The sequence below is a fragment of the Paraburkholderia heleia NBRC 101817 genome (genome assembly GCF_000739775.1).
GTDB lineage: Bacteria > Pseudomonadota > Gammaproteobacteria > Burkholderiales > Burkholderiaceae > Paraburkholderia > Paraburkholderia heleia.
Genome location: NZ_BBJH01000048.1, coordinates 24,760 through 50,383 on the forward strand (window position 1 = coordinate 24,760; position 25,624 = coordinate 50,383).

At 63.7% G+C, this 25,624-nt stretch carries 34 protein-coding genes; 27 read left to right on the forward strand and 7 right to left on the reverse strand.

The genetic code is table 11. The features are described 5' to 3' along the window. Positions 1-20 precede the first annotated feature (20 nt). The 9 genes from BHE01S_RS30740 (at position 21) to BHE01S_RS30780 (ending at position 6,782) form a co-directional block, all read left to right on the forward strand. Positions 21-1,169, forward strand: a complete 1,149-nt coding sequence (locus tag BHE01S_RS30740) for a cysteine desulfurase family protein (RefSeq protein ID WP_042270720.1) — start codon at positions 21-23, stop codon at positions 1,167-1,169. Between the two features lie 27 nt (positions 1,170-1,196). After that, a complete protein-coding gene (gene nifT / locus BHE01S_RS30745) occupies positions 1,197-1,415 on the forward strand; it encodes a putative nitrogen fixation protein NifT (RefSeq protein WP_042270809.1) in 219 nt (72 codons plus the stop codon). 1 nt (position 1,416) lies between these two features. After that, complete coding sequence (locus BHE01S_RS30750; RefSeq protein WP_042270722.1) at positions 1,417-1,698, forward strand: hypothetical protein; 282 nt, start codon at positions 1,417-1,419, stop codon at positions 1,696-1,698. Beyond that, entirely contained in the window at positions 1,685-2,848 is a 1,164-nt protein-coding gene (locus BHE01S_RS30755; RefSeq protein WP_042270724.1) for a DegT/DnrJ/EryC1/StrS family aminotransferase, read from the forward strand. The genes BHE01S_RS30750 and BHE01S_RS30755 overlap by 14 nt, the downstream gene beginning before the upstream one ends. Positions 2,849-2,860: 12 nt before the next feature. After that, positions 2,861-3,712 carry an SIR2 family NAD-dependent protein deacylase gene (locus tag BHE01S_RS30760; protein WP_042270727.1) on the forward strand — a complete coding sequence of 284 codons (852 nt, stop codon included), beginning with the start codon at positions 2,861-2,863 and terminating at the stop codon, positions 3,710-3,712. A 45-nt stretch (positions 3,713-3,757) separates the two neighbouring features. Then, positions 3,758-4,054 carry a 2Fe-2S iron-sulfur cluster-binding protein gene (locus BHE01S_RS30765; RefSeq protein ID WP_042270729.1) on the forward strand — a complete coding sequence of 99 codons (297 nt, stop codon included), beginning with the start codon at positions 3,758-3,760 and terminating at the stop codon, positions 4,052-4,054. 12 nt (positions 4,055-4,066) lie between these two features. After that, positions 4,067-5,686 carry a flavin monoamine oxidase family protein gene (locus BHE01S_RS30770; protein WP_042270730.1) on the forward strand — a complete coding sequence of 540 codons (1,620 nt, stop codon included), beginning with the start codon at positions 4,067-4,069 and terminating at the stop codon, positions 5,684-5,686. Next, positions 5,683-6,057, forward strand: coding sequence for a hypothetical protein (locus BHE01S_RS30775; protein WP_042270732.1), 375 nt, complete (start codon positions 5,683-5,685; stop codon positions 6,055-6,057). The genes BHE01S_RS30770 and BHE01S_RS30775 overlap by 4 nt, the downstream gene beginning before the upstream one ends. Before the next feature lie 353 nt (positions 6,058-6,410). Next, positions 6,411-6,782 carry a Fis family transcriptional regulator gene (locus tag BHE01S_RS30780; protein ID WP_245639908.1) on the forward strand — a complete coding sequence of 124 codons (372 nt, stop codon included), beginning with the start codon at positions 6,411-6,413 and terminating at the stop codon, positions 6,780-6,782. Between the two features lie 120 nt (positions 6,783-6,902). Here the strand turns inward: BHE01S_RS30780 and BHE01S_RS30785 are convergent, their stop codons facing one another. The 7 genes from BHE01S_RS30785 to BHE01S_RS30810 all read right to left on the reverse strand — a co-directional run bounded on the left by BHE01S_RS30785 (position 6,903) and on the right by BHE01S_RS30810 (position 10,477). Then, a complete protein-coding gene (locus BHE01S_RS30785; protein WP_042270736.1) occupies positions 6,903-7,157 on the reverse strand; it encodes a hypothetical protein in 255 nt (84 codons plus the stop codon). Further along, the gene (locus BHE01S_RS30790; protein ID WP_042270738.1) at positions 7,154-7,591 is read right to left on the reverse strand and encodes an Ohr family peroxiredoxin; all 438 of its coding nucleotides are present in this window, start codon (positions 7,589-7,591) and stop codon (positions 7,154-7,156) included. The genes BHE01S_RS30785 and BHE01S_RS30790 overlap by 4 nt, the downstream gene beginning before the upstream one ends. A 76-nt stretch (positions 7,592-7,667) precedes the next feature. Continuing rightward, positions 7,668-7,904 carry an FmdB family zinc ribbon protein gene (locus BHE01S_RS37315; protein WP_084069401.1) on the reverse strand — a complete coding sequence of 79 codons (237 nt, stop codon included), beginning with the start codon at positions 7,902-7,904 and terminating at the stop codon, positions 7,668-7,670. A gap of 19 nt (positions 7,905-7,923) precedes the next feature. After that, positions 7,924-8,364, reverse strand: a complete 441-nt coding sequence (locus tag BHE01S_RS30795; protein WP_042270740.1) for a thioredoxin domain-containing protein — start codon at positions 8,362-8,364, stop codon at positions 7,924-7,926. A 126-nt stretch (positions 8,365-8,490) separates the two neighbouring features. After that, positions 8,491-9,114 carry an ankyrin repeat domain-containing protein gene (locus tag BHE01S_RS30800; protein ID WP_084069403.1) on the reverse strand — a complete coding sequence of 208 codons (624 nt, stop codon included), beginning with the start codon at positions 9,112-9,114 and terminating at the stop codon, positions 8,491-8,493. A gap of 86 nt (positions 9,115-9,200) precedes the next feature. Next, positions 9,201-9,809 carry a hypothetical protein gene (locus BHE01S_RS30805; RefSeq protein ID WP_042270742.1) on the reverse strand — a complete coding sequence of 203 codons (609 nt, stop codon included), beginning with the start codon at positions 9,807-9,809 and terminating at the stop codon, positions 9,201-9,203. An 80-nt stretch (positions 9,810-9,889) separates the two neighbouring features. Beyond that, positions 9,890-10,477, reverse strand: coding sequence for a group II truncated hemoglobin (locus BHE01S_RS30810; RefSeq protein ID WP_407669573.1), 588 nt, complete (start codon positions 10,475-10,477; stop codon positions 9,890-9,892). 226 nt (positions 10,478-10,703) lie between these two features. Here BHE01S_RS30810 and nifH point away from each other — a divergent pair, with 226 nt between their 5' ends. From nifH to BHE01S_RS30900, 18 genes are all read left to right on the forward strand, one after another. Continuing rightward, a complete protein-coding gene (gene nifH, locus BHE01S_RS30815) occupies positions 10,704-11,585 on the forward strand; it encodes a nitrogenase iron protein (RefSeq protein ID WP_042270746.1) in 882 nt (293 codons plus the stop codon). Between the two features lie 86 nt (positions 11,586-11,671). Further along, positions 11,672-13,135: a nitrogenase molybdenum-iron protein alpha chain gene (gene nifD, locus BHE01S_RS30820; RefSeq protein ID WP_042270748.1), complete on the forward strand. Its 1,464-nt coding sequence runs from the start codon at positions 11,672-11,674 to the stop codon at positions 13,133-13,135. 91 nt (positions 13,136-13,226) lie between these two features. Beyond that, positions 13,227-14,786: a nitrogenase molybdenum-iron protein subunit beta gene (gene nifK, locus BHE01S_RS30825; protein ID WP_042270749.1), complete on the forward strand. Its 1,560-nt coding sequence runs from the start codon at positions 13,227-13,229 to the stop codon at positions 14,784-14,786. 13 nt (positions 14,787-14,799) lie between these two features. Continuing rightward, complete coding sequence (locus tag BHE01S_RS30830; RefSeq protein ID WP_042270751.1) at positions 14,800-15,120, forward strand: hypothetical protein; 321 nt, start codon at positions 14,800-14,802, stop codon at positions 15,118-15,120. A 147-nt stretch (positions 15,121-15,267) separates the two neighbouring features. Then, positions 15,268-15,747 (forward strand): hypothetical protein, encoded by a 480-nt coding sequence (locus tag BHE01S_RS30835; RefSeq protein ID WP_042270753.1) that lies wholly within the window; start codon positions 15,268-15,270, stop codon positions 15,745-15,747. A gap of 266 nt (positions 15,748-16,013) precedes the next feature. Then, positions 16,014-17,510: a nitrogenase iron-molybdenum cofactor biosynthesis protein NifE gene (gene nifE / locus BHE01S_RS30840; RefSeq protein ID WP_042270756.1), complete on the forward strand. Its 1,497-nt coding sequence runs from the start codon at positions 16,014-16,016 to the stop codon at positions 17,508-17,510. 21 nt (positions 17,511-17,531) lie between these two features. Next, on the forward strand, positions 17,532-18,947 hold the full coding sequence (gene nifN / locus BHE01S_RS30845) for a nitrogenase iron-molybdenum cofactor biosynthesis protein NifN (RefSeq protein WP_042270759.1): 1,416 nt from the start codon (positions 17,532-17,534) through the stop codon (positions 18,945-18,947). Further along, the gene (gene nifX / locus BHE01S_RS30850) at positions 18,944-19,357 is read left to right on the forward strand and encodes a nitrogen fixation protein NifX (RefSeq protein ID WP_042270761.1); all 414 of its coding nucleotides are present in this window, start codon (positions 18,944-18,946) and stop codon (positions 19,355-19,357) included. Before nifN ends, nifX begins: the two co-directional genes overlap by 4 nt. After that, positions 19,350-19,844, forward strand: a complete 495-nt coding sequence (locus BHE01S_RS30855) for a NifX-associated nitrogen fixation protein (RefSeq protein WP_042270762.1) — start codon at positions 19,350-19,352, stop codon at positions 19,842-19,844. Before nifX ends, BHE01S_RS30855 begins: the two co-directional genes overlap by 8 nt. Before the next feature lie 14 nt (positions 19,845-19,858). Next, positions 19,859-20,056 (forward strand): CCE_0567 family metalloprotein, encoded by a 198-nt coding sequence (locus BHE01S_RS30860; protein ID WP_042270764.1) that lies wholly within the window; start codon positions 19,859-19,861, stop codon positions 20,054-20,056. A 21-nt stretch (positions 20,057-20,077) separates the two neighbouring features. Then, a complete protein-coding gene (fdxB, locus tag BHE01S_RS30865) occupies positions 20,078-20,383 on the forward strand; it encodes a ferredoxin III, nif-specific (protein ID WP_042270768.1) in 306 nt (101 codons plus the stop codon). Between the two features lie 10 nt (positions 20,384-20,393). Then, entirely contained in the window at positions 20,394-20,963 is a 570-nt protein-coding gene (locus BHE01S_RS30870) for a nitrogen fixation protein NifQ (protein WP_042270771.1), read from the forward strand. Between the two features lie 317 nt (positions 20,964-21,280). Next, positions 21,281-21,679, forward strand: coding sequence for a globin family protein (locus tag BHE01S_RS39715; protein WP_322787348.1), 399 nt, complete (start codon positions 21,281-21,283; stop codon positions 21,677-21,679). Further along, positions 21,667-22,218 carry a DUF2325 domain-containing protein gene (locus BHE01S_RS30880; protein WP_052406194.1) on the forward strand — a complete coding sequence of 184 codons (552 nt, stop codon included), beginning with the start codon at positions 21,667-21,669 and terminating at the stop codon, positions 22,216-22,218. Before BHE01S_RS39715 ends, BHE01S_RS30880 begins: the two co-directional genes overlap by 13 nt. Before the next feature lie 73 nt (positions 22,219-22,291). After that, positions 22,292-23,278: an LLM class flavin-dependent oxidoreductase gene (locus BHE01S_RS30885; RefSeq protein WP_042270773.1), complete on the forward strand. Its 987-nt coding sequence runs from the start codon at positions 22,292-22,294 to the stop codon at positions 23,276-23,278. Positions 23,279-23,375: 97 nt separating this feature from the next. After that, the gene (gene modB / locus BHE01S_RS30890; RefSeq protein WP_042270775.1) at positions 23,376-24,050 is read left to right on the forward strand and encodes a molybdate ABC transporter permease subunit; all 675 of its coding nucleotides are present in this window, start codon (positions 23,376-23,378) and stop codon (positions 24,048-24,050) included. A gap of 17 nt (positions 24,051-24,067) precedes the next feature. Then, entirely contained in the window at positions 24,068-24,820 is a 753-nt protein-coding gene (gene modA / locus BHE01S_RS30895) for a molybdate ABC transporter substrate-binding protein (RefSeq protein ID WP_084069405.1), read from the forward strand. Between the two features lie 12 nt (positions 24,821-24,832). After that, entirely contained in the window at positions 24,833-25,624 is a 792-nt protein-coding gene (locus tag BHE01S_RS30900) for an ABC transporter ATP-binding protein (RefSeq protein WP_042270777.1), read from the forward strand.

Genomic DNA, 25,624 nt, shown 5'->3' on the forward strand with positions numbered 1-25,624 from the left:
GGCGAATCCTGGAGCCTGTAATGATCTATCTCGACCACAACGCAACGACGCCGCCCGCACCGGGTGTTGTGCAGGCCATGCTGTCGGTGCTGACCGATGTCTGGGGCAATGCTTCCTCGCAGCATCCGCGTGGACAGCAGGCGAAGCGGGCGCTCGCGGCCGCTCGCGCAACGGTGTCTCGCCGACTGGGCTGCAAGCCCGCCGAGGTGATTTTCACGAGCGGCGCGACCGAAGCGAATCATCTAGCCGTGCTCGGCCTGCATGCGGCCGCCGGCTGCGAACGCAGGCGGATTGTGTTCAGCGCGATCGAGCATGCGGGCCATCTCGCACTCGCAAGGGCGCTTGAGACGCAAGGCGTTCCAGTGGACTTCATCGGCGTGAACCCGGACGGCACACTCGATCTGGACAGTGCGGCCCGGCTGATCGGCACGGACGTCGCACTCGTGTCGCTGATGGCAGTGAACAACGAGACGGGCGTGCGCATGCCGGTCGACGAAGTGCGTGCACTCGCGCATGCTGCCGGCGCCCGGTTGCATGTCGATGCGACCCAGTTCATCGGCAAGGTGCCGTTCGATTTCGCACGGTTCGGTGCCGACGCAGTTTCGCTCTCCGCCCACAAGCTGCGAGGGCCCAAGGGCATCGGCGCGTTGTTGCTGCGCCAGGGGAGCACGCTGGTGCCGCAAATGCAGGGCAGCCAGGAGCGGCGACGGCGCGGCGGCACGGAAAACCTGCCTGCGATTGTGGGGTTTGCGGCAGCGCTTGACCGGCTTGGCGAAATCGAAACTGAGGCTAGCCGGGTTGCACAGTTGCGCGACACGCTCGAACGCGAACTGCAACGCGCGTTGCCGGACATGCATGTGTTCTCCGCATGCGCGCCGCGTGTCGCGGGCACCAGCTATCTGAGATTTGGCCTTTTGCCTGCGGACGTGGTCTTGCAGCGCATGGAACAACTGGGCGTGTCGGCGTCGTCCGGCGCGGCTTGCTCTTCGGGCGGCAGCGAGCCTTCGCACGTGCTCGCCGCGATGGGCGTGCCGCGCGACGAGGCGCTGGCAGCCGTGCGGCTGTCGCTCGGCGAAACCACCACAGCGCGTGACATCGACTACCTGATGGCCGCACTGCCGCCGTTGCTTGCGCCGCTGCTCGGAACTTGCGCCGCTCACGCAGCATAACCCCCCACGAACCCTGGAGTGTCCGTCGTGAAAGTCATGATCCGCAAGGATAGCAAGGGCGTGCTGAGCGCTTATGTACCGAAGAAGGACCTGGAGGAACCTATCGTTGCGATGGCGTCGCCCCGTATGTGGGGCGGTCTCGTGACCCTTGGAAATGGCTGGCAGCTTGAATTGCCCGAGATGGCGGACGACACCGCGCTGCCCATCACCGTGGAGGCGCGGCGGATTGCCGCTGCGGAGGAGTGACATGAGTCTGAGCGAGGAACAGGTACGAGCCATCGCCGACGCGATTCGCACGGCTCCCACACTGCTGGACGCGGCGGCACGTTGGCGGGAGCGTTTTCCCGGCGTGCGGACCATGCGCATCAGTGCATCCGAGATGCATGACGAAACGCCCGCATTGCAGTTTGGCGAGCGCCGTGTCTATTACGCGAGGCTGGACGGGATGTGCGTGTCAGTCACGGGGCAGGCGGATGAGGCTGAAATGCTGATCTTCACGGAAGGCGGGGCCAATGATGGAGACCGATGAAATTGCGTTGAGCGAGCCAGAGTGTGGGGCGCGCGAGATCGAACTCGTGAATGCCGTGCTGCAATCGTCGCGCTGGAGCAGCGGGCCGATGCTCGAATCGTTCGAGACCGCGTTCGCCGGCTGGAGCGGGCGGGCGCACGCGATCGCGGTCGCGAGCGGCACCCTCGGGGCGTGGATCGCGCTGCGCGCGCTGGGTATCGGTGAGACCGACGAGGTGATCTGCGCATCGCATACATGGCATCAGGTCGCACAGGCGATCACGCTGGCGGGCGCCACGCCGGTATTCGCCGACATCGACTACTGGAGCGGGTGCCTGAACGTCGAGAAGGTCCGTCAGAAGATCAGTGCGCGCACGCGCGCGATCCTCGCTGGCAACACTAACGGGCATCCGGCCGCCTGGGGGCCGCTGCGCGAGCTTGCCGCGGAACACGGCCTGCGGCTGATCGAGGACAGCACCGAGGCGCTCGGTTCGCGCTACAGGGGGCGTAGCGTCGGCACGTTCGGCGATGTGTCGCTATTCGACTTCTCGACGCCTTCGGCTTTATGTGCTGGCGAAGGTGGGATGCTTGTCACGGATGACGAAGGCCTCGCGCACGAGTTGCGCTACCTGCGTCAACGGCGGGTTGCGGACCGCGAATCGGTTTCGGTCGGATCCCGGGTGCCGTTGCAGGCGGGCATGAGCGAGCTGACCGCGGCGCTCGGGCTCGCGCAACTGGCGGGGCTCGACGAACGTCTTGCTCGGCGCAAGCAGGTGGAGGCCTGGTATCACGAGCAGATGCAGAGCTTCGAGGGCATCAAGCCGCCGTATCTGGCTGAAGACGTCGAGGAAGTGCACTGGATGCTCTACGTCGTGCATCTTGGCAAGCGTTTCACGCAGAGCGCTCGTGCGCAGATGATCGACGATATGAAGTCGTGCGGTATCGAGACGGCAGCTTACAGCCAACCGCTGCACGAACAGTTCCATTACATGAGCGCAGGCGACGCGATCGGACGCAAGCGCGGTCTGCTGCCCGACACCGAGCGCATTGGCGACCGCGCACTCGCGCTGCCGCTGCACAGCCAGCTCGATGCCGACCAGGTGAAATACATCGTCAAGACGTTGAAAGACACGGCGACGAATGTCGGTGCGGGCGCCGCCATCTATCTCTGAGGTATACGACCCATGAGCCTTTGTCCTGTTTCCGTCGACACCATCGCCAGCCAGATCGGGGCAGGCAACGTGATCCCGTACCTCGGCCCGGGTATGCTCGCGCTTTGTCCGGATGCACGTGTGCCGGAGACACCGGATGCGCTTGCGCAGATCATGACGGCTCGGGTTTCCGTGCCGCACAAGATCCGCAACCGGCTCACGCAGGCCGCGCAGTTTATCGAGAACTTCAAGCACCGCAAGTCGGTGGTGAGCATCATGAACGAGGCGTTCGCGTCGGCACCCACACCGTCTGCACTGCACCGGGCCCTGGCCGCGAGTGGCGCGGGACTGTACGTCGACTGCTGGTACGACGACACGTTCGCGACTGCGCTGGCTAACGCGCGTCCGCCCGGCTGCTGGGTGCAGGTACAGGGGCTGTCGCAATCCGAGCACTTCGGTCAATGGTTCGGCGCTTACGACGCGAGCGGCGCGCCACTTGCCGATGTACCTGCGGCAGGCGCGCTGCTCTACAGGCCGATTGGCGCCCGCGCCCCTGCCGCCAACTATCTTGTGTCGGACAGCGATTATGTAGAAGTGCTGACCGAAATTGATATCCAGACGCCGATTCCGGCTGCCGTGCAGGCGTGGCGAACGGGACGCAGCTTCCTTTTTCTCGGCTGCCGCTTCGATGACCAGCTCGCGCGCAGCTTCGCGCGCCAGATCATGAAACGCTCCTCTGACACCCACTGGGCAGTGCTGCCCGACGAGCCCACCCGCATGGAGGCGCGTTTTCTGGACGAACAGCGGATCACCCGCATTGCCATGCCGCTTGCGGCATTCGCCGACGAACTCGTGAGCGCGCTGCAACCCGCCTTGGCCGCCTGAGCCAGTTCCCGATTTGACCCACTACGACACTGCGCAAGAACCATCATGACGACACTCACCGTACTGCCCTCGGGCAAAACCTATGACGTAGCGACAGGCACCAGCCTGCTGAAAGCTCTGCTCGAAGCAGGAGAGGCCATCGCCCACAAATGCGACGGCAAGGCCGACTGCGGCTCGTGCCATCTGTTCGTCCAGGAAGGGCGCAAGACCCTTTCGAAGATTCAGCGCGTGGAAAACGAGAAGCTCGACACCATCGTCGGGGTGGGCTCGAAGTCGCGCCTGGCTTGCCAGGCAGTCCTCGGCGAGGAGCCCGTTACCGTCGAGCTGCTCGGTTTCGTCTGACACGGAGGCATCATGGCCGCCAACGAAGTCCCGGCGCTCGAGGTCGTTATCGTCGGCGCAGGGCTGTGCGGCCTCGCGCTGGCGCGCACGCTGCATGGCGAGGGCTTGCCGTTCGTGCTCGTCGAGGCGCGCGAGCGCATGGGCGGCCGGGTTTTGACGCGGCGTTGCGAGGTAACGGGCCAGGCGCTGGATCTCGGCCCGACATGGTTCTGGCCCGACATGGAGCCGCGAATTGCGGCTTTACTTGCGGAGCTCGGGCTGGAGAGCGTGCCGCAATACGACCCTGGAGATGCGCTCTGGCTGACGGACCCGAACCGCGAGCCTGAGCGGCGTGACGAGCCTGGCGGTATCCATGCCGGCGCCCGCCGCATCGTGGGCGGCGCTGGGCGTCTGGTAGAGGCGTTGGCGGCTGCGGTGCCGCGGGAGCACATCCTGACTGGCCACGCGCTTCGCATGGTCCGCGATTGTGGCGCGTGGTTCGAATTGCAGGTGGTGCACGGCGAACGCGTTTCCACGTTGCGTGCCCGGCGGGTCGTGCTCGCGCTGCCGCCGCGCCTCGTTCACGAGCGTGTCGCGTTCGATCCACCATTGCCGACGCCGTTGGCCGATCTGCTCGCGGCGACGCCCACCTGGATGGCGGCGGCCGCGAAGTCGCTGACGACGTATGACCGGCCGTTCTGGCGGAGCGCAGGCCACTCGGGCAGCGCGTTCGTGCGGCATCTTCAGGCGACGCTGGGCGAGGTGTTTGATGCGAGCGATGGAGCCACCGATGCGGGTGCGCTAGGCGGCTTTCTTGCGCTCAACGCATCGCAGCGCAGGAATTTCGAGCGCGGCCTGCCGCTGCTGATCGAAAGCCAGCTGGCCCAATTGTACGGGGTAGAGGCGCAGGGCGGTCAGGCGTATCGATTCGACTGGGCCGGCGAAGCCTGGACCTGCAGCGATGCGGATCGGGAAAGCCTGCCTGCGTGGCCGCAGGCCGACCCGGCGCTGCGTGGCGGCTGGCTGGGCGGCCGGTTGTACCTTGGGGGCAGCGAGACGGCGGGCCACGGAGCGGGCCACATGGAGGGCGCGCTGGACGCTGCGGCGCGCATCGCGCGGGCGCTGGTTCCGCCTGGCGGTCAGCGCGCGACGGCAGGCATGCCGGTCACGATGCAAGAAGCCGTGGCAAGTTTCCTCGTCACGGTGTCCGGTTGCCGCAAATCGGCACCGGCGCATTACCGGCAGCACGTCACGCGCCTGATGTCGAGCCAGTCTACCGGGCAACTGACCCAGCATGCCCTTCTGGCTACGGTCGAGCAGGTCTACAGCGAAGCGCTGGCAGCGATCGACGCTTTGATGCCGGTGCTCAACTCGGGCGATGCCGGACCGGTGCATCTCGGTCAGCATGGATTGACGCCGAAGCTGCTCGCTGCGTTTCAGGGCTGGAACCGCGAACTGCTGGACCGGGCGCTGGAATTCAACGCAGCGTCGTGCGCATTGTCGAATTTCCCGGAAGAGCATCAGCCCGACGCCGAACTGCGGCGCGTGATCGCACTGGATCTGGCGGCCGCCTGGCGCGAGTTCGCACTGACGTTGAACGAGCGTCTTGTCGATGCAGCGACACACACGGGTTTCATGCAGGAGTCGGCATGAGCGGTGTCAGTGCGATTGAAGACAGCGCGCGCCTTGCGATCGTCGAGCAGTCGGGGATTGTAGTGGTCACGCTGATCGAAGGACTGGCACGCGCCGAGCTGCTGCGTTCGCGGCTTACACGCCAGGAGGTGCATCGGCAACTGACGCGGCTGGCCGACGGGGCTGATGGGTTGAGTTTCCGGATTCGCGCCGCGATGCCAGAAATTGACTGGGACGGCTGGAGATGGATGCGTGCGCAACTGAAATCGCAGGCTGGCACAGCAATGGACGACGCGCTTTGGTTTGCCTGCGAGTCGCTCGTGCCAGCGCCGCTGCTGTGGTTGCGTGTGCATCGGCAGAGTCAGGGCGCGCTGTTTCAGATGGCGCCATGAACGACCGGCTGATCCCGCACTGTAACGCTCGCCGTCCGATTCACGATGCCGGTGCCGGAAAGGCAGGCACCAGGCAAGCACCGGAGTCCGGCTGTCCAGCCTGAAAGAATGATGCGTATTTCTCTTCACCGGATCTTGTGTCGCTTCATCGCTACGGGGGCAACGCTCCAGTCCTTGTTGCCCGGTTGATGACGTGGCTTCGGCCCCTGAGTCTGGATATGGCAATGCCGTCATGCCCCGACTTGCAACCCGGTTCACCGCTATCGCGCCTTGCAGACATGACCCAACGCCCGTTCGCTTCCCCCCGCTGTAAGGCTTTGCTGTTGCCCATGCCCCGAGCCAGACTCGATCGTATGTCGCTCGAGTATCACCTGATGCTGGAAGCGTTGCGCACCGGTCACGGTGATGGCCGCATGGCATCGAGGCTGGTCGAGATCCTGTTTCTTGCCGAGTTTCTCCACGAAGCGGGATACGGAGACGGGGATCCAGAACGATTCGAGCAGATCGAAGCGGCACTGGCAAGGTGCAGTCAACGCGGCAACACGACGGGGGACTGGCACATCACGGACGACGATGACCATGTACGCGTGGCGCAATTGCTAACGGTGCACGATCAGCAGCTTGCATGTGCCCCGCTTCAGGCGGTCGCGTTTGCGACCGGGCGCCTGTGGCAGCTGGTTGCGAAGACGGCAGTTACGGGCGCCCTGATACAAAAGGCGGCGTAGACGCCGTCGCAGGCGCGGCGGCGCTGGCAGTTGCAGTGATGTGGAGAGCGGTTGGCACCGAAATCATACGGCGCAGTGGCGAGCTGGCCGGGGAACTGTCTGGCTGTGTTCGCGTGCGATTCAGAAGTCGTTGCACTTGCCCCATGGGTGACTGCCGGCGACGACGCAGGCCTTGATGCCGGCGCGTGCAAGTGCATCCAGATCGCGGTAGAGCGTTGCCTCATGTACCAGCGTTCCGGATTTCATCGTGACGCCGACATAGCGCGCGGCCCTGTCTATCTCGCACCGGTAATCGCCACCGGGGTCATCGGTGCGACGGACATTGCCGTCCCAGTCGATGAAATATCCCGTTGCCCTTTCGTCGGCGTGGCTCATGCCGCTACTCGTGTGTCGAGCACCGCCTTCAGGTTAAGCGTCATGTTGCCTCTTGTCGCGTCGGCATATGGACAGATGCCTTTCGCGCGCTCCATCAGGCTGTCAGCGGTGGGCTGATCGAGGGTGCCGGCCATGAACGCCGTCAGGCTGAGTGCCATCCGGTACGCCCCTTCGAAGTTCACGTACATCGACAGCGTCGACTCCATGTAGCAGCCGCGCAGCGGCAGCCTGTCCTGCCTCGCGATATGCCGTAGCGAATGTTCGAAGCATGCGGAGAACGCAGCGGCAAAGAGCTGCTCGGGATTGATGCCACCTTCCTTGCCCCCCATTTCCCGTGGCAGGGCGAGTTTGAGCTTGAGGCCACCGTCGTCGCTCTGCACCTGACCGGCCCGTCCGCCCTGGGTCAGCATGGTGGTTTTGTAGACGAGATCCATGTCGCTTCTCCTGTTGACCGCAGTGGGCGATTGAGCGCCTTGCTCCAGTTTCATTCCCGAAGGTGGTTGCGCAAACTTACCGCAGCAGTTTGCTGCGTTCGGCCGCCGAATAGTTGCTCAAATGTCCTTCACGTGCGGCCTGACGGCGAGCGGAAGCGATGATGGACTTGCTGCGTCCGGGCGGAACCGGTGCGCTGACCTGCTTGTCGAGGGCAGTGCTGCCGCAATGCGGGCACACGGGGGCCGCACCGCCGCGCACCAGCGTTTCGAATTGCTGTCCGCAGGCCCGGCATCGGTAGTCGTATAAAGGCATAGTGAGAATCTCTCCCAGATCAGGTGGAGGATGCCGCGCAGTCTTCTGCCGCCGCCGCCGCCGCGCAGCCTTCGAGCGGTCGTGCAGCATTGCTGGCTGGCGCATGTGCGCCGAGCCCGACCCATGCATGCACGCGCGCGGCGTCGAAGCCCACCATGCGCGTATTGGCGAATTCCATCAGCGGTCTGCGGATCAGCAGCGGGTCGGCGAGCAGTCGTGCGAGCGCATCGGCGGCATCGAACGATTCGGGCACGAGCCGCCCAGATTTGACGTCCGGCGCGGCACGGTTGAACCATTCACGAACGGGAAGCGGTTCGAGAAAAGCAAACAGCGTTTTGGGTGTCCAGGGCCAGCGCAGCAGATTGCGAGCCTCCAGCGTGTGGCCCGCAGCGACGAGCAGCGCTTTCTGTTTCGCGTTGCCAGCGCAACCGGGTTTTTCGTAGAACGTAATGTGAGCCATGAAAGGGCCTTTAGCGTGGGCGCAGCAGTTCCAGGCACTCGAACGTGGCTGCCATGTCGAGTGCTGTGAAATCGTCCTCGGTGCGGATGAGCGGATCGGCGCCGAGGACGCATCTGCCAGTGGTTGTCATGCAGCTTTCTCTCTTGCAATATGGGCCTCGATTTCTCCACGTAGTGGATCGGCGTGTTGCCGCCGAGGCGCGCCAGGAGACGCTTTCGTCTCGACACCTAGCCGGCGGGATACGCGGAGTAGTTCAAAACCGCGTTCCGCCGCCATGTCGAGTGCGTTTCGTCCGTCAGGCGCATAGAGACCCTCGCTTGCGCCATGAGCGAGCAGGAGTTGCATAAGTTCGACGCGGCCGCTGGCCGCGGCCTGCATCAGGCAGGTAATGTCGTCGTCGTTCGCGTGGTCGATCTCGGCGCCTTCGTTGATCAGTCGCAGGATCGGCGCGGGTGCTCCGCCAAGACACGCATACCAGAGCGCGTGATTGCCGCTGTCGTCGAGCGCGTCGATGCGCACGCCGTGGGCGATCAGCGCCTCTACCAGACCGTCATCGCCGTGCAGCGCCGCCAGCATCAGCGGCGTCCTACCTTCGATGCCGCGCGAATGGGCGTTGGGGAAATCGTGGTTCGAGAGCCATGTCGCGAGCGCCGCAGATACGCTGCCCCGCGGTTTCGCGTCGGAGGAAGGCGTGCTGCGGAGGTCCCGGCTTTCGCACACGCCGGGGACGGTATCGGTGTGCAGTGTCATGATCACGCTGCGGCTCCGAAAATGGGCATTGTGGGGGCGCGGGGGAGCGGCAACGACGCGATCCCCGGCGTGGGCACGGAAAATTGTCAAACGGGACGGTTTTCGTTGGGGTTGCGCACCGGTCCCATCAGTTCGAGGCCTTCGCTGTAGGTGATCGTGTCGAACGTCACATCGAACCGGATTGCTGCATCGGCGACCGCGTCGAGCTTGCCGGCCGTGTCCTTCTTCTTCAGATCGTTCTTCTCGAGGTAGAGCAGTTCGAGCATTTCGTTATAGACCGTCGATTCGAGAATCGGCAGCACGTAGAACATCGCGCCCCTGTACGGTACCTGGTAGCGTTTGCTCAGGTCGATGTTGTCGCAGAACAGAAAGTATTTTCCGCCGGCGCTTAGCGTGTCGCCTAGCACGTCGGCAACATCCTTCAGATATTCGAAACTCAGCAGCCAGCCGGCGAAAAACGGCAGATGTTTCTCGCCGATCGAGGCAACGGCCATGACCTGATCACACGTCAGTTCGGGTGGGCGCGCCTCGTCGGCGAGCTTTGGTGCGAAGCGCAACGCCAGTTCGCCGCGGAATCCGACCCGGCCGAACTGGTTCGTGAGTCCCTTGAGAACCGGATTGAGCAGCCGGCCTTCATGTTCGAGGCGGGCGAATGCGGTGTCGTCGAGTTCCTTGCGGGCAAGCGTAGCGGTCATGACGGAGTCCTTTGCATCTTAAAAGTTGGGGCGGGCGGAAAATATCCAGAGTCGTTGGGTAAAAAGGCGCGAATCGCGAGTCAGGTTCCGGTGTTTCGCATCCAGTCTGCAATCCTGAAGAATGCGCGCATCAGTTCGTCGCGTAGCGCTGGGGCGGTGCCGGTTTCGTCGAGCGCCGCACGCATGCAGGAGAGCCACGCATCACGCTCGGCCGCTCCGATCGGGAATGCCGCGTGGCGCATGCGCAGTCGCGGATGTCCGCGCTCGTCCGAATAGCGCTTTGGGCCGCCGAGCCATTCGCACAGGTAGCGGACCAGCACCGTCTTTACCGGCGCGAGGTCAGGGGCGTGCATCGCGCGAATGCCGCGTGCGTCGGACCGTGTGTCCATATGCCGGTAGAACGCGTCGACGATGCGCGTCACCGCCGGCTCTCCGCCAATGGCATCGAAATGGGTCGAGGTGCGTCGCACGTCGACGGCAGGAGTCGTGAGCGGGTTCATGGCGTCGTTCAGTGCAACAAACGTACCAACTACAAAATAGCCGGATCCGACCTGTATGCGTGGGTCAGGCCGCGCGGCGGCGGTGTTGTTTGCGACGAAACGCGCACGGTTTGTCGGGAAGACGACAACCGCGGTTCCCACCCGGTATGAGCGCAGGGGGCGCTGCAAACGCGTGACAGGTCCGGTTTATCGGGGATTCCGAAGATTCGCTGCGAATTGGCATGAAAGCTGCACTGGAGCAGTCCGCGCGGACACACTCCGGCCGATGCGTGACTCGACAGAAGAAGACCATACGGACACCGCAGGCTGAGGACATGGTCGCGGCTTGGCAGCCCTGAAGCTCAACCCTGATTTTTAACCCAGCTTTCAACCTTTCCAGAACTGGAGAACGTCAATGTCTCAACTTCGTCAGATCGCCTTTTACGGCAAAGGCGGGATCGGCAAGTCCACCACGTCGCAGAACACGCTCGCGGCGCTCACCGACCTCGGGCAGAAGATCCTGATCGTCGGCTGTGACCCGAAGGCCGACTCGACCCGCTTGATCCTGCACGCGAAGGCGCAGGACACCATTCTCTCGCTTGCCGCAGAAGCCGGCTCGGTAGAAGACCTCGAACTCGAGGACGTGATGAAGATCGGCTACAAGGACATCCGTTGCGTCGAGTCGGGTGGTCCGGAACCGGGCGTCGGCTGCGCGGGCCGTGGTGTCATCACGTCGATCAACTTCCTCGAGGAGAACGGCGCCTACGACGGCGTCGACTACGTCTCTTACGACGTGCTCGGCGACGTGGTGTGCGGCGGTTTCGCCATGCCGATCCGCGAGAACAAGGCGCAGGAAATCTACATCGTGATGTCCGGCGAGATGATGGCGATGTACGCGGCGAACAACATCTCGAAAGGCATTCTGAAGTATGCGAACAGCGGCGGCGTGCGTCTTGGCGGTCTCGTGTGCAACGAGCGCCAGACCGACAAGGAGCTCGAACTCGCGGAGGCGCTCGCGGGCATGCTCGGCTCGAAGCTGATCCATTTCGTGCCGCGCGACAACATCGTGCAGCACGCGGAGCTGCGTCGCATGACGGTGATCGAGTTCGCGCCGGATTCGAACCAGGCGAACGAGTATCGCCAGCTTGCGAGCAAGATCCACAACAACGCGGGCAACGGCACGATTCCGACGCCTATCACGATGGACCAGCTCGAAGACCTGCTGATGGAGCACGGCATCATGAAGGCCATCGACGAATCGCAGGTCGGCAAGAGTGCGGCTGAACTGACCGCCTGAACCAATGCCGAGACGTCGGTCCGGTGCACAGATGGCGCACCGGGCCGGCCTTCGGCGAAGCCCATTCCTCACATACGGAGCAATCCATGACCGCCACGGTTGAAGAGCGCAAGGCCGCGAACAAGGCCCTGATCGACGAAGTGCTGAAGGCCTATCCCGAAAAAATGGCCAAGCGGCGCGCCAAGCATTTGGGCACCTTCGAGGAAGGCAAGCCCGACTGTGGCGTGAAATCCAATATCAAGTCGCTGCCCGGAGTGATGACGATTCGTGGCTGTGCGTATGCCGGCTCGAAGGGAGTCGTCTGGGGCCCAATCAAGGACATGATCCACATCAGCCACGGTCCGGTCGGCTGCGGCCAGTACTCGTGGGCGGCGCGCCGGAACTACTACATCGGCACGACCGGCATCGACACGTTCGTCACGATGCAGTTTACGTCGGATTTCCAGGAAAAGGACATTGTGTTCGGCGGCGACAAGAAACTCGACAGGATCATCGACGAGATTCAGGAACTGTTCCCGCTGAACAAGGGCATCTCGATCCAGAGCGAGTGTCCGATCGGCCTGATTGGCGACGACATCGAGGCCGTGTCGAAGAAGAAGAGCACGCAGTACAACGGCCATACGATCGTGCCGGTGCGCTGCGAAGGCTTTCGCGGCGTGAGCCAGTCGCTGGGGCACCACCTCGCGAACGACGCGATCCGCGACTGGGTGTTCGACAAGGCGGATCCGGAAAAGCGCCCCGAATTCGAGTCGACACCGTACGACGTTGCGATCATCGGCGACTACAACATCGGTGGTGATGCGTGGTCAAGTCGCATCCTGCTCGAGGAGATCGGCCTGCGCGTGATCGCGCAGTGGTCGGGCGACGGCTCGATCGCCGAGCTGGAGAACACGCCGAAGGCGAAGCTGAACGTGCTGCATTGCTACCGCTCGATGAACTATATCAGCCGGCACATGGAAGAGAAGTATGGCATTCCGTGGGTCGAATACAACTTCTTTGGCCCGACAATGATCGAGAAGAGCCTGCGGGAGATCGCGAGCCACTTCGACGATACGATCAAGGCGAATGCCGAGAAGGTTATTCAGAAGTACCGTCCGCTGGTAGACGCAGTGATCGCGAAGTTCAAGCCGCGCCTGGAGGGCAAGAAGGTCATGCTGTTTGTGGGTGGGCTACGCCCGCGCCACGTGATCGGCGCCTACGAGGATCTCGGCATGGACGTCGTCGGCACTGGCTACGAATTCGGCCACAACGACGACTATCAGCGCACGACGCACTACGTGAAGAATGGCACGTTGATCTACGACGACGTGACCGGCTACGAATTCGAGAAGTTTGTCGAGCAGGTTCAGCCGGACCTTGTCGGCTCGGGCATCAAGGAGAAATACGTATTCCAGAAGATGGGCGTGCCGTTCCGCCAGATGCACAGCTGGGACTATTCCGGCCCTTATCACGGCTACGACGGTTTTGCGATCTTCGCGCGCGACATGGACATGGCGATCTCGAGCCCAGTATGGAGTCTCGCGAAGGCGCCGTGGAAAAACGCCGCATAAAAACCCCCTTTTCCAGGCGCAAGCGGTCGGCGGCCTGCGAGGCTGCCGCTTCGGTCGCCGACCCCATCGATATCGATTCAGGAGTTTCGCCATGCCACAATCTGCCGACAAGATTCTCGATCACGAACTGCTGTTCCGCGAGCCGGAATACCAGGAAATCTTTCGCACGAAAAAAGAGCACTTCGAATTCAACCATCCGGACGAAACCGTCAAACAGGTGGTTGAATGGACGAAGACCGAAGATTACAGGCAGAAGAATTTTGCCCGCGATGCGCTGACGGTCAATCCGGCTAAAGCATGCCAGCCACTGGGTGCGGTATACGTGGCGAACGGCTTTCACAAGACGCTCAGTTTCGTGCACGGTTCGCAGGGCTGTGTCGCGTACTACCGTTCGCATTTCTCGCGGCACTTCAAGGAGCCCACCTCGTGTGTCAGTTCGTCGATGACCGAGGATGCCGCAGTGTTCGGAGGGCTGAATAACATGATTGACGGGCTCGCGAACGCATACAACCTGTACAAGCCGGAGATGATCGCGGTGTCGACCACCTGCATGGCGGAGGTGATCGGGGACGATCTCGATGCGTTCATCAAGAACAGCAAGCAGAAGGGCAGTGTGCCGGAAGAATACGACGTTCCGTTCGCGCACACGCCAGCGTTCGTCGGCAGTCACGTGACCGGTTACGACAACGCACTGCTCGGGATTCTCAAGCATTTCTGGGACGGCAAGGCAGGCACGACGCAGCCGTTGGTGCGCGTGCCGGACGACAGCGTGAACTTCATTGGCGGCTTCGACGGCTTCGTGGTCGGCAACATGAAGGAAATCCGGCGGATCTTTGAACTGTTCGGAGTGAAGGTCAATGTGATCTGCGATCCGTCCGAGACGTGGAACACGCCGACCGACGGTGAATTTCGCATGTATGAAGGCGGCACGACGAAGGAGGAGGTCGAGCAGGCGTTGCACGCGAAGGCGACGTTCGTGTTTCAGGAATACTGCTGCGAGAAGACCAGCAAGTTCATCGCGGAGCACGGGCAGGAGGTCGTAGTGCTGAACGCGCCGGTCGGCGTCGCGGGAACCGATCGCTTCCTGATGGAAATCTCGCGCGTGACTGGCAAGCCGATTCCCGCTGCGCTCGAAAAGGAGCGTGGCCAGCTCGTCGACGCGATGGCGGACAGCCAGGCGCACCTGCATGGCAAGCGCTTCGCCCTGTACGGCGATCCGGACCAGATGCTCGGCTACACGCAGTTCCTGCTTGAGCTTGGCACAGAACCGGCGCATGTGCTCGCGACCAATGGCAACGACGCCTGGGCGGCGAAGGTTCAGGCGCTCTTCGATGCGTCACCTTACGGTGCGGGCTGCAAGGTCTATCCGAAGCGAGACCTGTGGCACATGCGTTCATTGCTCTTCACGGAACCGGTGGATTTCCTGATCGGCAATACGTACGGCAAGTACCTGGAACGGGACACGAAAACACCGCTGATCCGAATGGTGTTCCCGATCTTCGACCGTCACCACTATCACCGCTATCCGACGTGGGGCTACGACGGCGCGCTGCGCACGCTCGTGATGCTGCTCGACGAGTTCTTCGAGACCCTCGACGCGAACACGATCGTAGCCGCGAAGACGGACTACAGCTACGACATCATCCGTTGATTGGAGCGCGGTCATGGCAGATCCGGTACTGATCAGGTTCACGCAGGACGGCCGCAGGGTCGACGTGATCGACGGCTGGGTCTGCCTGGCCGGCGTACGCGAGGCGGACCAACTGGTGCCGCTGCCCGAACACCCGAACCGGCAGGCGATCGCGCGCCAGGTGCCGGGAGCGACGCACGTGGCGGGGCGCTTGCCACTCACGCACGCAGAGGCGGCAATCGCATTGGGAGCGCTCTGCGCCGCGCAGCGCCAGTTCGACGCAAGTCCGGCCGGCATAGCCCAGCGTATTCGAAAGGCTGTCTGGGCGAAGGTCGCTGCCGAGGGCGTCGAATAGCATGCGTGGCTCGTGCTGGAGCGGGCAGTGGGGTAGCGTCGCGACGCGACAGCTGATGTCCGGGAGCGCGCTTCGCGGCGGGTTGCCGGCGGACGCTGATGCGGGATCCACTGGCACTTTAATGCATCGGCGGACTGGGGGCGACTCGTGATCTACGTGGTGGAACTACCTGTGGGTGGCAAGCCCAAAGCCTGGTTTGCGTACGATGAGGCGGACTTCGCGCGCAAGGTCGCAGCTTCGGACCCGCTCCGGCCGGAGGAAATATACGATTCGGTGACACCCCGTGAACTCCTCGAATTCAGCGGACAAGCGCCGGATGTCGGCGCGCGGACGCAATACCCGTCGATTTGCGCAATCGGAGATGCGCATGGCTGGGACACGCCGCTCTACCGCGCGGACTATCTGCTCGGCCGTGGCGTTTGCCAGCATGAGCCAGTGACGCTGCTCGACGCGTCGTTGGCGGCGCTCAATGCGCGCGGACACTGTCTTGTCTACTTGAACGATCGAGCAGCCATCAGTGCATTCGAGGGGGCAGATGCACGTCTTGCGGGCAAGTCGCACTGGTCTGCGCGGCGTGCGCTGTACGAGCAACTGGTGGCGCTTGAAGTTCTCGCGGATGACAACTGATGCGTGGCGGGGAGAACGGGGTGTGCGCCGTTACCCGGCCGGTGTCCCGACCGCGCGAGCGCGGCGCAGGATGACGACGGCGGCCGTCAGCCGCTGTCGCGTTTGCTTCGTCCAGCCGTGTCGCAATCCGTTCAAATCCTCCAAACGGCGTTCCGATGTCGACGTTCGGCGACGGGTCGATCCGCGAGGACGCCGCCTGGCGTGCAGCACAGCCGTGGTACAGAACTTGCCAGTCGTGATGAAACCCGTATCGTCAGGAGCCTGCCATGTCCGCCTCGCTCAAGGCCAAGATTGCCGAAGTGTTTGATGAACCCGGTTGCGACAAGAACCAGGGAAAAAACGAGAAGGAGCGCAAAAAGGGTTGCACCAAGCAGTTGTCGCCCGGCGCGGCGGCGGGCGGCTGTGCGTTCGATGGCGCGAAGATCGCATTGCAGCCGATCGTCGACGCCGCGCATCTCGTGCATGGGCCGATCGCGTGCGAGGGAAACTCATGGGACAACCGTCACGCCGCGTCGTCGGGCTCGACGCTTTACCGTACCGGCTTCACTACCGACATCAACGAGCTCGACGTGGTCTACGGCGGCGAGAAGCGGCTGTTCCGGAGCGTGCGGGAGATCATTGAGAAGTACGACCCACCCGCCGTATTTGTCTACCAGACCTGCGTGACCGCGCTGATCGGCGACGACATCGAGGCAGTCTGCAAGCGCGCGTCAGAGAAGTTCGGCAAACCGGTGATTCCGGTGAACTCACCTGGCTTCGCGGGGCCGAAGAACCTCGGCAACAAGCTCGGCGGCGAGGCGATTCTCGATTACGTGATCGGCACGCGCGAGCCGGAATATACGACGCCGTACGACATCAACATCATTGGCGAGTACAACCTGTCGGGCGAGCTGTGGCAGACGAAGCCGCTGCTCGACGCGCTCGGTATCCGCGTCCTTTCGTGCATTTCCGGCGACGGACGCTACAACGAGATCGCGAGCTCGCATCGCGCGAAAGTCAACATGATGGTGTGCTCGAAGTCGATGATCAACATCGCGACGAAAATGCAGCAGCGCTACGGCATTCCGTACTTCGAAGGTTCGTTTTACGGAATTGGCGACATGAGCGACACGCTGCGCCAGATCGCGAAGCTGCTGGTGCAGCAGGGTGCGCCCAAGGACCTGATCGGGCGTACCGAGTGCCTGATACAAGCCGAGGAAGCACGGGCCTGGGCGCGGATTGCCCGCTTTCGCGATCGGCTCGAAGGCAAGCGCGTGCTGCTGATCACCGGTGGCGTGAAGTCATGGTCGGTGGTCGCCGCGCTTCAGGAGGCCGGTCTCGAGATCGTCGGCACGAGCGTCAAGAAGAGCACGAAGGAAGACAAGGAGAAGATCAAGGAGATCATGGGCGACGACGCGCACATGATCGACGACATGACGCCGCGTGAGATGTACAGCATGCTTCGCGACGCGAAGGCGGACATCATGCTCTCTGGCGGTCGCTCACAGTTCGTTGCACTGAAGGCGCGCATGCCGTGGCTCGACATCAACCAGGAGCGCCATCATCCCTACGGCGGCTACGAGGGCATTGTCGAACTGGTGCGTGAAATCGATCGCGCGATCTACAACCCGGTGTGGCAGCAGGTGCGCATTCCGGCACCGTGGGGTGAAGACGGGCAGACGCCCGGAGCTTTCGCATCTGCCTCGCCGGTTGTGCAGGCCGCGGCGCCGGTTGCAGGCGTGCATGCGTGGGCGATGGGCCTCGAGCCGGGCGTGGCGGCCTGAACGCGACGGAGAGCGAACATCATGGCCATCGTCGTCGAATCGAAGAAAGCCTGTGCGGTCAATCCGCTGAAGATGAGTCAGCCGCTCGGTGCGAGCTTTGCGTTCATGGGGCTCGACGCCTGCATGCCGGTGATGCACGGCTCGCAGGGGTGCACGTCGTTCGGCCTCGTGCTGCTGGTGCGCCATTTCAAGGAGGCGATTCCGTTACAGACCACGGCGATGAACGAGGTCACGACCATCCTTGGCGGATACGAGAACATCGAAACAGCGCTGCTGAACATCCGCAAGCGGGCAGCGCCGAAGATCATCGCAATCTGCTCGACGGGACTCACCGAAACCAAGGGCGACGACGTGGAGGGCTATCTCGCCATGGTTCGCAAGCGCAAGCCCGAGCTCGACGACACAGAACTCGTGTACGTGTCCACGCCCGACTATGTCGGCGGGTTCGAGGACGGCTACAGCCACGCCGTTACCGCTGTGGTGAACGCGATGGTCAAGCCGCTGCCGAGCGTCGCGCGGCAGGTCACGTTGCTGCCAGGCAGCCATCTTTCGCCTGGCGATATCGACGAGCTGCGCGAGATCGTCGGTATGTTCGGGCTCGATGCGATTGTCCTGCCGGACCTGTCCGGTTCGCTCGACGGCCACATCGCACCGGACTGGCGGGGTACGACGCTCGGTGGCACGACGCTGGAGCAGATTCGTGCAGCCGGCGCGTCGGCTTTCACGATCGGGGTGGGCGAGCAGACGCGCGAGGGAGCGCAGGCGTTGCAGGCGATTGCCGGCACGCCGTTCGAAATATTCGAGAGGCTCACCGGGCTCGAACCCAACGACCGGCTGTTGCAGCGCCTCGCGCAATTGTCTGGCCGGCCTGTGCCCGCGAAGTACCGCCGGCAGCGCAGCCAGTTGCTCGACGCAATGCTCGACAGCCACTTCTACACCGGTGGCATCAAGGTGGCGCTCGGCGCCGAACCCGACCTGCTGCTCGCGCTCGGCGCGCTGCTGCACGAAATGGGCGCTGAGTTGAAAGTCTGCGTCAGCACGACCGCTTCATCATCGCACGCGCTGCTGCCGGCGACCGAGGTCGTGCTGGGCGACCTGGAAGACATGGAACGAGCCGCGGGCGACTGTGATCTGCTGATCACGCATTCGCACGGCCGGCAGATGGCGGAGCGACTGGGCAAGCCGCTAATGCGCGTCGGCTTCCCCGTGTTCGATCGCGTAGGCAACGCACACCGCTGCCAGGTCGGCTACCGCGGCACGATGAACCTGATCTTCGAAATCGCGAACCTGATGATCGAGCAGATCGCCCATCACCGTCCGGGCGACTGGCCGTTGCCGCAATCGTCGGTCGATCTGGCAGCGCGCGATCCGTCGCGCGAAGTGAAGATTCCGGTCGTCACGGCCATGCCCGAACCCAACCAGGAGCACACAGCATGAAGATCGCTTTCGCGACCCAGGACCGGCAGCACGTCGACGCCCACTTTGGCTGGGCGAAGAGCATCGTGATCTACAACGTCACGCCCGGCGGGTATGAGTTTGTTGAGGCATTCGACTTCGGCGGCAAGCTCGAGGAAGACGGCGACGAGGACAAGCTTGCGCCGAAGCTTGAAGCCGTAAAGGACTGCGCGATCCTGTACGTTGCCGCGATTGGTGGTTCAGGTGCCGCGCGCGTGGTGGCGCTGAAGATTCATCCGATCAAGGTGCCGCAGCCGGAACCCATCGAAGAGATTCTCGCCAGGCTGCTGGGCGTGCTCAAGGGCACACCGCCTCCATGGCTGCGCAAGGCGCTCGCGAAGGACGGCGAACGCACATACGATTTCGAAGACGACGAGGTATCTCATGGCTGAAGCCATCACCGAGCACACGGCCGCGGACGCGGCCAGCGACGAGGCGCTGCTTGCAACGCCGTTCATCCAGCAACTTGTCAGGCAGATGCGCGCGCAGGATACCCACGGCACGTGGGAAGGCAGGACAGACCTGCAGTTGCTCAAGCCGTACATCCTGACGCCGGAGGAGCGTCGCGCGATTCCGATCATGGGCGACCCGGACCCCGAGACCCTGTGGCATCTGGAGCTGTTCTACAACGCCATCGCGGTGGCGATCGAGCGCGAGACCGGGCAGATGGTGTCGCCCATGATGAAGATGAGCCACGAGGGATTCGGCCGCATGGTGCTGATCGCGGGGAGGCTCGTCGTCGTCAACAAGCAACTGCGCGACGTGCACCGCTTCGGCTTTCCTTCGCTTGCGAAACTGGCTGCGGCCGGAAGCGGGTTCCTGGCCGATGCCGTCGGGATGATCCGGGCCTATCCGGCCGTTGCGCAGTACGGCGCCTGAGCAGGGAGCACACGATGACCGATGCTGTCGAACTGAAGGCGCGTTTGAAGAAGCTCAACGCGCAGGCCACGCAGGCGAAGATGGATCTGCACGACCTGTCCGAGGAACTGCCGACGAACTGGGAGCAGATTCTCACCGTCGCGCAGCGTTGCCACGATGCGCACGCCGCGTTGATGGAAGCGCGCAAGGCCGCCGCCGCGGCTTGCGCGTAACCCCGCTCGCAGGAGGCAAAGATGAGCGATACCTTCAGCGTGAAGCTGCCGAGCGGTGAGACCTGGACGCCGACTTTCGTGTCCACACTCGACGAGCAGAAGTGCATTGGCTGCGGCCGGTGCTTCAAGGTCTGCCCGAGGGGTGTGCTGGAGCTCGTGGGGCTCGACGAGGAGGGCGCGCACGTCGCGCTCGACGGCGAGGACGAAGACGACGAATACGAAAAGAAAGTCATGACCATCGCCCACCGGGAACTGTGCATCGGTTGTACCGCCTGCGCGAAGATCTGTCCGAAGAAGTGCTACACGCATTCGGCGGCGCATGTCTGAGCATGCCGTCATGGATTTTCACGCCACGTTGATGCGCCATGCGGTGAATCCAGGAGACCCCACCGTACTGGCCCTAGCGGGTGTATTGTCGGGCGCCTTCGATCAATACGGAGCGCTCGTGCTGCCGATCCGGGGACTCGATGCGAGCAAGACCCGCTGGCTGCTCTCGCACTGGTTCCCAGGAAGCGATGCCGTGTTGCCGTTCGCACGGGAGGGGATGGACGGTATGTCGCGGCGCGGGTCGCGTTACGACGAGGTGGAAGATCTGGTGACGCTGTTCAAGGACCACGCCGATCCCGGTGCCGGTACGGCCGAGGAGACTGAATGCATTGCCCATGCGCTGGCCGGCGCGTGCCTGGGCGCCAATCATCTGTGGCAGGACCTGCAACTGCCTTCGCGACGCGAACTCTCTGCTTTGCTCGGCTACTGGTTTCCACGGCTTGCCGCCAAAAATACCCATGACATGAAGTGGAAAAAGTTCTTTTACAAGCAATTGTGCGAACGGGAAGGACTGCTTGTCTGCAAGGCGCCGAGCTGTGGCGTGTGCTCGGACTACGCGCACTGTTTCGGGCCGGAGTAGGCCGGCTCGGTGATCCAGGCGTAGTCCTTGCTTCGTTCTGGTTGCCGTTATGTATTTCGGTATATAACCGACAAACTGGACACGATATCCGACACGCCATGGACCCAACATCTGAAGGCGCGCCGCGGGCGCGCTGGACACCTTGTACGCGCGCCTGTTACCGGACATTGCACTGGCCTGTGGCGCATGCGTCCCGCGATCGGCCTGTGCAGGGCATGCGAGCCGTCTGCGCGCCACTGCCGGCGCCGTCGCACCGCCTGCTTGCGATCTGTGCGGAAGCCGGTCTGCGCGAGCTGGTGCGGCAGCACATGAGGCGCATGCGTACGACGCCGCTCTTCGCGCATGCGGGCGATTGCTTCGACTGTGTGACCGAGCGCGTGGCGGACTATGTTGTCGAGGCCTGCGGAGGGCCGCTCTACTACAGTCAGCGCCATGCGCATCTGCAGGCGGGGGCGGGGCTCCCGCTGCTGCTCGACGAGGAAGGGCGGGAACTATGGCTGGTGCAACTGTGGCATGCGTTCGACGACGTGAACTTTCCGCCCGCGCTACGCGCGGACTTCTGGGGTTGGGCCGAACCGCTGTCCGTGCAGTTGCTTGCACCGCGCGCGCGTCATGAGGCGCTTAGCCGTTATACGTATGACACGGTACGCAGCTGGTTCACGACGTCGACGTCACGGGCGCGTTCGCTGGACGATGAAGCATCATGGCAGCGCTGACTGGAGCAGGCCGCCCGGAATGCGGGCGCACGGCTGTGAACCACGCCGCCCCGATCACGGCCACGGAAGCGGACGTTGAGCGACTGCGGGCGCACGTCGCCAGTCTGGCGCATGAGTTGCAATGGATCGAACGGACGTTGCTCGACAGCGGCACGATCGACGCGTTGCTGCGCGGGCGGCGTTTCGTCTACGTCGGTGGCCGGCCCCGGAGCAACGCGGTGTTGCGCGAGTGGCTGGCGCGCGCCGGAGGCGTGTTCGTGCATCACGTCGCGCTGATCGACGTGGATCCCGGCGACCGGGCGACCCGGTTTGCCGCGCTGTTGCCGCGCACGGATGCGGTGCTGTGCCCGCTCGACACCATCGACCCCGGGTCCCTCGCCGCGCTGCGCAACATCTGTGCACGCCACGGCGTCCCGTGGGTGGCGCTGCGCACGTCGAACCTGGCGAGCTTTGTCGCCGGGCTGGCGCGGGCGGATCATCGGAGGCAACGGCTTGCAGCGCTGCCGCCATTCGCACACGGGTGCCGCAGGCTGCGCTGAGTGTGCCTGCGGATTGTCTGGTTCCGGCGTTTCACCGGAGCCAAACGACGACTTGAATCGGTGAAGCCACAAAATGTCGGAATTACTACAACGCTATGGTGTGTTTCTGAACGTCGAGAACCCCGACAACGACGCACGCGACGCGCTCCGGCAGACTGTTCGGACCGGCGTCGAGGCGGAGCAGATGGGGTTCCACGACGTCTGGGTGGCCGAGCACCACTACAGTCCGTTCGCGATCGGCAGCGCGCTGACCGTGCTGCTTTCACACATCGCGGCGCTGACGTCGACGATCCGGCTCGGCAGCGGCGCATCGTTGCTCGCACTGAACGACCCGCTGCGCGTTGCGGAAGATATCGCTGCACTCGACCTGCTGAGCGGCGGGCGCATCGAGTTCGGTGTCGCGCGCGGTGGGCCGTTTCCGGAGCAGTATCGTCCCTCGGGGATCCAGTCCGCGGATGTCGCGCGCGAACGCATGCATGAGGCGCTCGATTTGATCCGGCGGCTATGGAGCGAGCCGCAAACACATTTCGACGGACGCTTCTTCCGGTATGAAGATGTCGCAGTCTATCCGCGTCCGTTGCAGCGCCCGATGCCAGTCTGGCTCGCGAGCCTTGCTGGGGACTCACTGCGCATTGCTGCGGAGCACGGCTATGGCCTGATGGCGACGCCTTCTTCGGATCTCGGTCAAATTGCGGAGCAGGTGGCCGACGAGCGTACGCGGCGCGGCGCCTTTCCGTTTGCGATCGCGCGTTTTTTTCATTGCGATAACGATAGCCGTCGCGCGATCGAGCACGGTGTCGCGGCAGTGCGCGCGTATCCCCGTCTGATGGGCGTGCGGTTCCCGCCGGGCAAGCTGCCACCTATGTTCTCGCCGGACGCAACGGAAGCGGTGATCCTCGCGAACGCGATCATCGGCGATCCAGGGCAGTGTGTGGCGCGCGCGAAAGAGCTGGGCGAACGGCTCGGCCCGCACCGGCTGCTGCTCAAGCCCGCCACACACGATGCCCACGAGGCGCGCGCCTCGCTCGCACGGTTCGCTTGTGCGGCGGGACTGATCTGATCCGACGGGCGTACTCCTGCGGCAGCACCGGCCCACGAATGGCCCACATCTTGCAACAGGTGATGTGAAGCCTGATTCACAACGTGGAGTGTCGGTAATGTCGGATTCCCTTCATCGGATGGACTGGTCGCCGTTCTGGTTGTCGCTGCGCGTCGCGGGTGTCGCGACAGTGTTTGCACTCGTCGCCGGGATTGCCCTCGGCTGGTTGTTCGCGCGCCGGCGCTTCCCCGGCAGCGCCGTCGTCGAAGCTGTCTGCATGCTGCCGCTCGTGTTGCCGCCGACCGTGATCGGCTATGCGTTGCTGGTCGCGGCCGGGCGGCGAAGCGTTGTCGGCGGTTGGCTCTACCGGCAGGCCGGCTACACGATCGTCTTCAACTGGCACGGCGCTGTGCTCGCGTCGGCGATCGTCGCGTTGCCGCTCGTGCTGAAGTCCGCGAACGCGGCGTTCGCGGGCGTGGACCGTTCGCTCGAGGCCGCAGCGCGGACGCTGCGACAGTCGCAGTGGTCGGTGTTCGTGCGCGTCACGCTGCCGCTCGCGTGGCCCGGTATCCTTGCCGGCACGCTGCTCGCGTTTGCACGCGCGATGGGTGAGTTCGGTGCGACGCTGATGGTGGCGGGCGACATCCCGCATCAGACGCAGACGCTGTCGATGTCGATCTACGACGCGATGCAGGACGGCCGCGATCAGGCTGCGTTGTTGCTGGTGTTCGTCACGTCGATCCTGTCCATCGCAGTGCTCGTGCTGTCTGGCCGCTTTCTTTCCCTTCGCTGACTTCGTGGAGCCCTTTCGTGAAACGTCTTCTCGCCTCCCTGTTCGTCGGTCTGGTCGCGGCAGCGCCGTGTGTCGCGTTCGCGCAGCAGCTGACCGTTTCTGCCGCAGCCAGCCTGACCGACGCGTTCAAGGAGGTGGGCGCGAAGTTCGAGGCGACACACCCGGATGTATCGGTACGCTTCAACTTCGGTGCGTCGGGCATGCTGTTGCAGCAGATCCGTCAAGGCGCGCCGGTCGACGTGTTCGCGAGCGCCGATGAGCAGACTGTCACGCGCGGCGTCGATGCCGGGCTGTTCGACGAATCCACGCGCCGCGATTTCGCGACGAACGCGCTGGTGCTGATCGTGCCGGCCGCACAGGGTTCGCCGGTGAAGAGCGTGATGGACCTGTCGAATCCGGCGGTGCGGCGGATCGCCATCGGCAAGGTGTCGACCGTGCCGGTAGGCCGCTACACGCAACAGGCGCTCGAAAAGGCGATGCTGTGGGATGCGCTTGCGCCGAAGTTTGCGCAGGCAGACAGCGTGCGTCAGGTACTGGATTACGTCTCCCGGGGGGAAGCCGACGCGGGCTTCGTCTATCGCACCGACGCCGCGCTGATGCCAGGCAAGGTCGAGATCGTGCAGGCGGTTGGTGGACACGATCCGGTGACCTACCCGGTCATCGCGGTCAGCGCAAGCCGCGAAAAGGCGCTCGCGAAGGCGTTCCTGGACTATCTGCTGACGCCTTCTGCGCAGGATATCCTGAAGCGCTACGGCTTCTCGCAGTCCTGACGCCGCCGCACGATGATTGACATCGATCTCGAGGCGACCATCTCTGATGGCGCGCGACATTTCGCGCTCGGAATGCGTTTCGTATCCGACGCGACGGTGATCGCGCTCTACGGACCTTCGGGCGGCGGAAAGTCGATGACCCTCCAGGCGATCGCGGGGCTGCTCAGACCGCAGCGTGGACATGTCAGGATCGGCGACCGCGTGCTGTTCGATTCTGTGCAGCAGATTGATCTGCCGCCCGAGCAACGCGGCATCGGCTATCTGTTCCAGCACTACGCGCTGTTTCCACACCTGAGCGTGCGGGAGAACGTCGCGTTCGGGTTGACGAACTGGCGGCGCCGAAGGCTTGCACCAGACGACACTCATCGTGTCGACGAATTGCTGGAGATGTTCGGGCTCGCCGCGCTGGCGGCGAGCCGCCCGGCGACGTTATCAGGCGGTCAGCAACAACGCGTCGCGCTGGCGCGCTCGCTCGCGTGTCGTCCTGGCCTGCTGCTGCTCGACGAGCCGTTCGCCGCACTGAACCCGCTGTTGCGCGAGGATCTGCGCAGGCAGCTTGCCTGTGTGTTTGCGCGCTGGAATTTGCCAGTCGTCATGATCACGCATGACGTCGAGGATGTTCTCGCGTTGGCGCAGGTCGCGTTTGTCGTGGAGCGCGGTAGCGTGACCCGCGAAGTCGACGTTCGGCGAGACCAGCCCCGCTCGGTGACGACCTGCGCCTTGTTGCCGGAACGTACGGTGGAGCCGCTCACCGCGAACGCGTATCGAGTGCGCGAACTGCTCCACGTGCAGGCGGAATGTTGA

What these genes read in the sequence shown, in the direction of transcription:
- BHE01S_RS30760 (WP_042270727.1), top strand. Translation starts at nt 2,861, where the DNA reads ATGAGCCTTTGTCCTGTTTCCGTCGACACCATCGCCAGCCAGATCGGG.
- BHE01S_RS30755 (WP_042270724.1), top strand. Translation starts at nt 1,685, where the DNA reads ATGGAGACCGATGAAATTGCGTTGAGCGAGCCAGAGTGTGGGGCGCGC.
- nifE (WP_042270756.1), top strand. Translation starts at nt 16,014, where the DNA reads ATGTCCGCCTCGCTCAAGGCCAAGATTGCCGAAGTGTTTGATGAACCC.
- nifK (WP_042270749.1), top strand. Translation starts at nt 13,227, where the DNA reads ATGCCACAATCTGCCGACAAGATTCTCGATCACGAACTGCTGTTCCGC.
- BHE01S_RS30800 (WP_084069403.1), bottom strand. Translation starts at nt 9,114, where the DNA reads ATGACACTGCACACCGATACCGTCCCCGGCGTGTGCGAAAGCCGGGAC.
- BHE01S_RS30860 (WP_042270764.1), top strand. Translation starts at nt 19,859, where the DNA reads ATGACCGATGCTGTCGAACTGAAGGCGCGTTTGAAGAAGCTCAACGCG.
- nifN (WP_042270759.1), top strand. Translation starts at nt 17,532, where the DNA reads ATGGCCATCGTCGTCGAATCGAAGAAAGCCTGTGCGGTCAATCCGCTG.
- BHE01S_RS30885 (WP_042270773.1), top strand. Translation starts at nt 22,292, where the DNA reads ATGTCGGAATTACTACAACGCTATGGTGTGTTTCTGAACGTCGAGAAC.
- nifD (WP_042270748.1), top strand. Translation starts at nt 11,672, where the DNA reads ATGACCGCCACGGTTGAAGAGCGCAAGGCCGCGAACAAGGCCCTGATC.
- nifH (WP_042270746.1), top strand. Translation starts at nt 10,704, where the DNA reads ATGTCTCAACTTCGTCAGATCGCCTTTTACGGCAAAGGCGGGATCGGC.
- fdxB (WP_042270768.1), top strand. Translation starts at nt 20,078, where the DNA reads ATGAGCGATACCTTCAGCGTGAAGCTGCCGAGCGGTGAGACCTGGACG.
- BHE01S_RS30870 (WP_042270771.1), top strand. Translation starts at nt 20,394, where the DNA reads ATGGATTTTCACGCCACGTTGATGCGCCATGCGGTGAATCCAGGAGAC.
- BHE01S_RS30880 (WP_052406194.1), top strand. Translation starts at nt 21,667, where the DNA reads ATGGCAGCGCTGACTGGAGCAGGCCGCCCGGAATGCGGGCGCACGGCT.
- BHE01S_RS30830 (WP_042270751.1), top strand. Translation starts at nt 14,800, where the DNA reads ATGGCAGATCCGGTACTGATCAGGTTCACGCAGGACGGCCGCAGGGTC.
- BHE01S_RS30775 (WP_042270732.1), top strand. Translation starts at nt 5,683, where the DNA reads ATGAGCGGTGTCAGTGCGATTGAAGACAGCGCGCGCCTTGCGATCGTC.
- BHE01S_RS30750 (WP_042270722.1), top strand. Translation starts at nt 1,417, where the DNA reads ATGAGTCTGAGCGAGGAACAGGTACGAGCCATCGCCGACGCGATTCGC.
- BHE01S_RS37315 (WP_084069401.1), bottom strand. Translation starts at nt 7,904, where the DNA reads ATGCCTTTATACGACTACCGATGCCGGGCCTGCGGACAGCAATTCGAA.
- BHE01S_RS30855 (WP_042270762.1), top strand. Translation starts at nt 19,350, where the DNA reads ATGGCTGAAGCCATCACCGAGCACACGGCCGCGGACGCGGCCAGCGAC.
- BHE01S_RS30805 (WP_042270742.1), bottom strand. Translation starts at nt 9,809, where the DNA reads ATGACCGCTACGCTTGCCCGCAAGGAACTCGACGACACCGCATTCGCC.
- BHE01S_RS30790 (WP_042270738.1), bottom strand. Translation starts at nt 7,591, where the DNA reads ATGGATCTCGTCTACAAAACCACCATGCTGACCCAGGGCGGACGGGCC.
- BHE01S_RS39715 (WP_322787348.1), top strand. Translation starts at nt 21,281, where the DNA reads ATGCGTACGACGCCGCTCTTCGCGCATGCGGGCGATTGCTTCGACTGT.
- BHE01S_RS30765 (WP_042270729.1), top strand. Translation starts at nt 3,758, where the DNA reads ATGACGACACTCACCGTACTGCCCTCGGGCAAAACCTATGACGTAGCG.
- BHE01S_RS30900 (WP_042270777.1), top strand. Translation starts at nt 24,833, where the DNA reads ATGATTGACATCGATCTCGAGGCGACCATCTCTGATGGCGCGCGACAT.
- BHE01S_RS30740 (WP_042270720.1), top strand. Translation starts at nt 21, where the DNA reads ATGATCTATCTCGACCACAACGCAACGACGCCGCCCGCACCGGGTGTT.
- BHE01S_RS30770 (WP_042270730.1), top strand. Translation starts at nt 4,067, where the DNA reads ATGGCCGCCAACGAAGTCCCGGCGCTCGAGGTCGTTATCGTCGGCGCA.
- BHE01S_RS30780 (WP_245639908.1), top strand. Translation starts at nt 6,411, where the DNA reads ATGTCGCTCGAGTATCACCTGATGCTGGAAGCGTTGCGCACCGGTCAC.
- BHE01S_RS30795 (WP_042270740.1), bottom strand. Translation starts at nt 8,364, where the DNA reads ATGGCTCACATTACGTTCTACGAAAAACCCGGTTGCGCTGGCAACGCG.
- modB (WP_042270775.1), top strand. Translation starts at nt 23,376, where the DNA reads ATGTCGGATTCCCTTCATCGGATGGACTGGTCGCCGTTCTGGTTGTCG.
- BHE01S_RS30785 (WP_042270736.1), bottom strand. Translation starts at nt 7,157, where the DNA reads ATGAGCCACGCCGACGAAAGGGCAACGGGATATTTCATCGACTGGGAC.
- nifX (WP_042270761.1), top strand. Translation starts at nt 18,944, where the DNA reads ATGAAGATCGCTTTCGCGACCCAGGACCGGCAGCACGTCGACGCCCAC.